This is a genomic window from Nocardioides sp., assembly GCF_034670285.1.
In the GTDB taxonomy this organism is placed as follows: domain Bacteria; phylum Actinomycetota; class Actinomycetes; order Propionibacteriales; family Nocardioidaceae; genus Nocardioides.
Map to the genome: position 1 here is coordinate 1 of NZ_JAXMNS010000194.1, position 6,780 is coordinate 6,780.

Consider the following 6,780-nt stretch of genomic DNA (forward strand, 5'->3'; position numbering starts at 1 on the left):
GACATCCTGGTCAACAACGCCGGGCTCCAGCACGTCGCTCCCGTGGAGGAGTTCGACCCGGCTCAGTTCTCGCTGATCCACCGCGTGCTCCTCGAGGCGCCGTTCCGACTGAGCCGGGCGCTCCTGCCGGGCATGTACGCCCGAGGGTGGGGTCGTCTGGTGCACATCACCTCCGCCCACGGCCACCGGGCGTCGCCCTACAAGGCCGCCTACGTGAGCGCCAAGCACGGCCTCGAAGGACTTTCGAAGGTGATCGCCCTGGAGGCCGCGGCCAAGGGGGTCACGAGCAACACCGTGGCACCCGGCTACGTGCGCACCGCGCTCGTCGAGAACCAGATCGCCGACCAGGCCGCGAGCCACGGCATCACCGAGGACGAGGTGCTCGAGCGCGTGCTGCTCGCCCGCACCCCGGTCAAGCGCCTCATCGACCCCGAGGAGGTCGCCCACTCGGTCGCCTACCTGTGTGGGCCGGGCACGACCTCGATCACCGGGTCCTCCCTCCAGCTCGACGGCGGCTGGACCGCCTCATGAGCATCTCCCCTGAACGAAAGGAGTCCCGCTCATGATCGGGCTCTTCGGAATCATCCTGTCCCTCGTCCTGCTGATCGCGCTCGCCTACCGCGGCATCAACGTGATCATCCTGGCGCCGCTGATGGCGCTCCTGGCGACGGCGTTCGCCGGCGGGCTTCCGCTCATCGCCACCTACACCCAGGTGTTCATGCCGGCACTGGGCAACTACCTGATCACCTACTTCCCGCTGTTCCTGCTCGGCGCGCTCTTCGGCAAGCTGATGGACGACAGCGGGGCCGCCCGGGCGATCGCCCACTTCATCGTGGACAAGCTGGGCGATGCCCGGGCGATCCTCGCGATCGTGCTCGCCTGCGGCATCCTCACCTACGGCGGCGTGTCGCTCTTCGTGGTCGCCTTCGCGGTCTTCCCGATCGCGGCCGCGCTGTTCCGCGAGGCCGGCGTTCCGAAGCGACTCATCCCCGCCACCATCGCGCTCGGCTCCTTCACCTTCACCATGACGGCCCTGCCCGGCACGCCGCAGATCCAGAACGCGATCCCCGCGCCCTTCTTTGGCACCGACGCCTTCGCTGCTCCCGGGCTCGGCGTCCTGGCGGCGCTGATCATGTTCGGTGGCGGTACGGCGTGGCTCATGCACCGCGCGTCGAAGCTGACGGCAGCGGGGGAGACCTACCTGCCCGCGCCGGCCCCCAAGGGTGGCGGGCTCCTCCGCCGCCGCAAGACCACGGGGACCGACAGCGAGACCGACGGGACCGACGGTGGGCCCGTGAAGACCGCACCGGCACCGACCGAGGTGGATCTCGCGGCCGACACCTCGACGCTGCCGCGCCCGAGTGCCCTGGTCGCGTTCCTGCCCATCGTGGTCGTCATCGCCCTCAACTACGTGCTGGTCACCTGGGTCTTCCCATCGATGGACACCGACTACCTCGCCGGCGACACCTACGGCAACACCGACGTCGACACCGTCGGCGGCATCTGGGCGATCGCGGTGTCACTCGTCGTGGCGTGCCTGATCGTCGTCGGCACCAACCTGAGCCGGTTCACCGACGTGAAGGAGACGGTCAACGAAGGCACCATGGGCTCCTTCCTGCCGATCTTCAACACCGCCAGCGAGGTCGGGTACGGCGCCGTCATCGCCTCGCTGCCCGCGTTCAAGATCGTGCGCGACTCCGTGCTCGGCATCTCCAACAACCCGGTCATCTCGCTCGCCGTCGCCGTCAACGTGCTGGCGGGCATCACCGGCTCCGCCTCGGGCGGCATGAGCATCGCGCTGCAGACGCTGGGCGAGGAGTTCCGTGGCCTCGCGGTCGACCAGGGGATCGCTCTCGAGCTCATGCACCGGGTCACCGTGCTCGCAGCAGGTGGCTTCGACGCGCTGCCGCACAACGGTGCCGTCGTCACGGTGCTGGCGATCTGCGGACTGACGCACCGCCAGTCCTACAAGGACATCTTCGTCGTGGCGGTCGCCATCCCGCTCGTGGCGCTCACGGCCGTGATCACGCTGGGGACGATCTTCGGCAGCTTCTGACCGCGCTAGAAGATCGACCACCCGGTGCGCGTGGTGAAGCTGTCGAGCGCGGCCATGCCGACCGCGGAGTTGCCCGACGGCCCCAGGCCGGGGCTCCACACGCAGATCGTGCAGACGTCGGGGATCACCGCGAGGATGCCGCCACCGACGCCGCTCTTGGCGGGGAGTCCGACCCGGAAGGCGAACTCGCCGGCGGCGTCGTAGGTGCCGCAGGTGAGCATCACGGCGTTGATGCGCTTGCTCTGGCTCGTGGTGAGCACCCGCGTGCCGTCGGCGCGGGCTCCGTTGCGTGCGAGCAGTCCGGCGGCGAGGGCGACCTCCCGGCAGGTCATCGACAACGAGCACTGCCAGAAGTACTGCTCGAGGACGTCCTCGACGCTGCAGACGAGGTTGTCGTAGCTGGCGAGCAGATGGGCCATCGCTGCGATGCGATGGCCCTTCTCGGCCTCGGACCGTGCGACGGCGGGGTCGCCGTCGACCAGGTCGTTGCCGCTCTCTCGTCGTACGAAGTCGCGCATCGCGGCGCTCGCGTCACCGGTCATGTGGTGAAGCCGATCGGTGACGACCAGGGCGCCGGCGTTGATGAACGGGTTGCGTGGGCGCCCACCCTCCTGGTCGAGGTGGAGCAGGGAGTTGAACGGGTTGCCCGAGGGCTCGCGCGACACGCTTCGCCAGATCTCGTCGTCGCTGTGCTCGATGGTGAGGGCAAGGCTGAGCACCTTCGAGATGCTCTGCACCGAGAACGCTGTGTCGGCGTCTCCGGTGGCGTGCACGTCGCCGTTGTTCATCGCCACGACCATCCCGAACTGGCGGGGGTCGACGTCGGCCAGGCCCGGGATGTAGTCGGCCACCTTGCCGCTGCCGATGACCGGCTGCAGCTCCGCGTGAATCTGGTCGAGCACCACGTCCAAGTCCATGGCGCAGAGTCTCCTCTGCCCACTCCTCACCAGGGCACGGGGGCTGCGGGAAGCTCGACGTAGAAGGCGGCACCCCCGAGGTCGGACCGGTCGACCCAGATCCTGCCGTGATGCCGCTCCACGACCTGACGGCCGATGGCGAGACCGATGCCGGTGCCCTCGATCGACCCCACCGCGCTGCCGCGCTGGAACATGTCGAAGACCTGGCGCTCCTCGCCCGACGCGATGCCAGGACCGTCGTCGCTGACGTGGATGATCACCCGCCCCGGAGTAGGTGACGGCTCGACCCCGACCTGGACCACCGGCGGGTTCGGCCCGCCGTCGCCGGCGTACTTGAGGGCGTTGCCGATGAGGTTCGAGAAGAGCTGGCTCAGCAGACCGGGGTCGCCCGCGACGGTCGGCAGCGGGCCGATGTCGACGGTCGCGTCGGCGTGCCCCAGGCTGCGCTGTTCTCGGACGACGGCCGTGACGAGCTCGCGGAGGTCCACCGGCTCGGTGATGAGCTCTCCGAGCCCGATCTGGGTCAGCGCCAGCAGGTCGGCGATCAGGTGGGTGCCGCGGTGGGACGCGTCCTCGATCCGCCTGATCCAGTCCTGGGAGAGGGGGTGGTGAGCGCCGCCTTCCTCGTTGCTTTCGCGCAGCAGCTCGGCGTACCCGGTGATGGTCGTGAGTGGGGTGCGCAGGTCGTGGGCCACCACGCCGGCGAACTGGCGCAGATCGTCGTTCATGCGGTGGAGCTCGGAATCGGCGGTCCTGCGGGCGGTCACGTCGCGCAGGAAGGCGTGGAAGCCCCAGGCATCCTCGATCTCGACTGCCCAGATGGTCAGCTCGACGAAGAGGTGGCGCCCGTCGCGGTGCAGGGCGTCGACCTCGATCGGGCGACCGAGCAGGGGGCCTTCTCCGGTGACCGCGGCCCGGCGCAGGCCGCGGCGGTGTGCGTCGGCGAGCGCCGGCGGGATGATGAGGTTGTCGAGGGTGTGGCCGACCGCCTCGTCGCGGGTCCAGCCGAAGAGGACGGTGGCCGCGCCGTTCCAGTCCTCGACCCGGCCGTCCGGCGACAGGGCGATGTAGGCGTCGGCGGAGTTCTCGACGACGTCGCGGGCGTGCTTCTCGCTGTCGATGAGCTGGGCCGCCAGTCGGTCGCGTGCGGCCAGGCTCTGCTGCAGGCGCTCCTGCATGTCGACCGCATCTGCTCGCCGCAGGTCGACCTTGCCCAGCTCACGGCACTGGAACCAGACGCCGGCGACCCCGACCACGGTGCCGAAGGTGACGAGCAGGGCCAGGGCCGAGCGGTCGTCGTACAGGCCCCGCTCGAGCCCGGTGACCAGGATCGCGCCGGCTCCGACCGGCAGCAGCAACGTCCACGGGAGCAGCCGCCGCAGGAAGACGCCGCCGACGGACTGGGAGGTGACGAGGTGCATGAAGCCCTGCTCGGAGCGCAGGCAGAGCACGGCCAGGCTCAACAGGCTCAACGACGCAGCGGTCGGCACCGCCATCGAGGTGTAGACGTCCACCCGGTACAACGGCTCCAGGCTGAACAGGTAGCCGACGATGGCGATGACGCTGAGCGCGAGCGTGCCGGCGGCGAGCGTCTGGGCCCAGCGGGCTCGATCGCCGAGGGTGGCGATCAGCGCAGCACCGAGGCCTGATAGGCAGAGCGCGGTCACCGGTGACATACGGCCAGGACGACTGGTGCCGACGGCTCCGGGGCGGTCGAGTCCGAAGGGGTTGTCGAAGCCCAGGTCGAGTCCGGTCGCGTACTCCAGGAGCGTGGCCAGGCCGAGCAGCACGACTGCCCCGGCGAGCAGCAGCACGGTGCTGCTCGGTCGTCGCCGACCAGGGCGAGCCAGCAGCACAGCGCTCAGACCCAGGGCAACCAGGGCGGCGGCTGCGTTGACCTTCATCGACACCTGGCCGGGGATCACCGACGTCAGCATGGACAGGTCGAGGACCCACCCGAGGATCACGGTCAGTCCCAGGGCGACCGTGGCCGCCCCGGCAATGCCACCTGCTCCTCGCAGGGTCATCACTCGCTGGTCCTCTGGGGACGCCGAGGACGCCGGTGGCTCCCTGTGCACATCGCCCCCCCGTCGGCCGCGTCAGACGAACTCTAGGTCGGCGGTGGGTCTTCCCGTCGGAACTCATCACCGATACGTTGCGACTCGTTCAACTCAATGTGCCACGGCACACATCTCTCGGGAGAACTGAATGCGAGTCAAGACAACCCTGTTCGGCGCCTCGGCGCTGGTCATGGCCCTGGTCGGCGCCCCGTCGACCACCACGGCGCAGGCCGCCTCGAACGCCTGTGACCAACGGACCAACAACACCTACAAGAAGCTGCTCGAGTGCGTCACGCTCGAGGGCGCCCGCGAGCACCAGTGGGAGCTCCAGAAGATCGCCGACGCCAACAACGGCAACCGGACGTCCGGCACCTCTGGCTACGACGCCTCCGCCGACTACGCCGTTGAGGTCTTCGAGGACGCCGGGTTGGAGGTGTCGGTGCAGGAGTTCGTCTTCCAGACCTTCATCAAGCTCAGCCCCACCGTGCTCGAGCGTGTCTCACCTGCCCCGGCCGGAGCGATCGAGACAGCCGTGATGTCCTACTCCGGCAGCGGCGACGTCACCGCCCCCGTGAGCAGCCCTTCAGCGGTCACCGGATGCAGCCCTACCGACTTCGCCGGCTTCACGCAGGGTGACATCGCGCTGATCAGCCGTGGGGCGTGCACGTTCGCCGCGAAGGCGAACAACGCGGACGCAGCAGGCGCCGCGGGCGTCGTGATCTACAACAACATCCCGGGCGCTCTCAACGGCACGCTCGGTTCCACCTTCACCGCAGATCTCCCCGTCACCTCCGTGACACAGGCCGTCGGACAGGAGCTGGCTGCCGTCTCCGACCTCACGCTGCGACTCAAGGCCGACACCTTCCGAGGCGAGGCCACGACGAGCAACGTGATCGCCGAGACGCCGTGGGGCAACCCGGACAACGTCGTGATGGTCGGCGCCCACCTGGACTCCGTCAACGAGGGCCCGGGCATCCAGGACGACGGCTCCGGTGTTGCCGGGATCCTCGAGACCGCGCAGAACATGCGCAAGTCCAACGGGGTCAACCAGGTCCGCTTCGCCCTCTGGGGCGCCGAGGAGTCCGGCCTGGTCGGCTCGACGTACTACGTCGACAACCTTCCGCAGGTCGAGCGTGACAAGGTCGCGCTCTACCTGAACTTCGACATGATCGGCTCGCCCAACCACGTCTTCTTCGTCTACGACGGTGACGACTCCGACGGCGTCGGCGCGGGGCCCGGTCCTGAGGGTTCGGACCAGATCGAGAAGCTCTTCGAGTCGTACTACGCCGGCACCGGCAACTCGTGGAAGGGCACCGACTTCTCCGGTCGCTCCGACTACGGCCCGTTCATCGCCGAAGGCGTCGACATCCCCTCCGGTGGCCTGTTCACCGGTGCCGAGGGCATCAAGACGCCTCAGGAGGCCGAGATCTGGGGCGGCACCGCTGGTGAGCAGTACGACCCCTGCTACCACCTCGCGTGCGACGACTACGACAACATCAATCTCGAGGCCTTCGACGTCAACGTCGACGCCATCGCCTTCTCGACCCTGACCTATGCCTACTCCACGGAGTCGGTCAACGGCGAGAAGGGCAAGAAGGTCCCGGGTGGGCCCTCGGGAGGTTCGGGCTCGAGCGGCGCCGCCGGCTATCCGGGCGGTTCCTCGGGCGGTCTCCACAGCGACGAGCACGAGCACGTGAGCGAGTAGCACCTCCGCACTCGCACACCCTCGGCCCCGCACCGCTTCGGC

Annotated in this window: 5 protein-coding genes; 3 read left to right on the forward strand and 2 right to left on the reverse strand. The window is 68.9% G+C overall.

The window, feature by feature from the left end:
* Together VOI19_RS11050 and VOI19_RS11055 are read left to right on the forward strand one after the other, a co-directional pair.
* On the forward strand, positions 1–531 hold a 531-nt coding region (locus VOI19_RS11050), incomplete at its 5' end, for an SDR family oxidoreductase (protein WP_323793020.1).
* A 31-nt stretch (positions 532–562) separates the two neighbouring features.
* Positions 563–2,056: a GntP family permease gene (locus VOI19_RS11055; RefSeq protein WP_323793021.1), complete on the forward strand. Its 1,494-nt coding sequence runs from the start codon at positions 563–565 to the stop codon at positions 2,054–2,056.
* Between the two features lie 5 nt (positions 2,057–2,061).
* Here the strand turns inward: VOI19_RS11055 and VOI19_RS11060 are convergent, their stop codons facing one another.
* Together VOI19_RS11060 and VOI19_RS11065 are read right to left on the reverse strand one after the other, a co-directional pair.
* Positions 2,062–2,973 carry a glutaminase gene (locus VOI19_RS11060; protein ID WP_323793022.1) on the reverse strand — a complete coding sequence of 304 codons (912 nt, stop codon included), beginning with the start codon at positions 2,971–2,973 and terminating at the stop codon, positions 2,062–2,064.
* 26 nt (positions 2,974–2,999) lie between these two features.
* Positions 3,000–5,000 carry a PAS domain-containing sensor histidine kinase gene (locus VOI19_RS11065; protein ID WP_323793023.1) on the reverse strand — a complete coding sequence of 667 codons (2,001 nt, stop codon included), beginning with the start codon at positions 4,998–5,000 and terminating at the stop codon, positions 3,000–3,002.
* Positions 5,001–5,181: 181 nt separating this feature from the next.
* Here VOI19_RS11065 and VOI19_RS11070 point away from each other — a divergent pair, with 181 nt between their 5' ends.
* Positions 5,182–6,738: a M28 family metallopeptidase gene (locus tag VOI19_RS11070; RefSeq protein ID WP_323793024.1), complete on the forward strand. Its 1,557-nt coding sequence runs from the start codon at positions 5,182–5,184 to the stop codon at positions 6,736–6,738.
* Positions 6,739–6,780 lie beyond the last annotated feature (42 nt).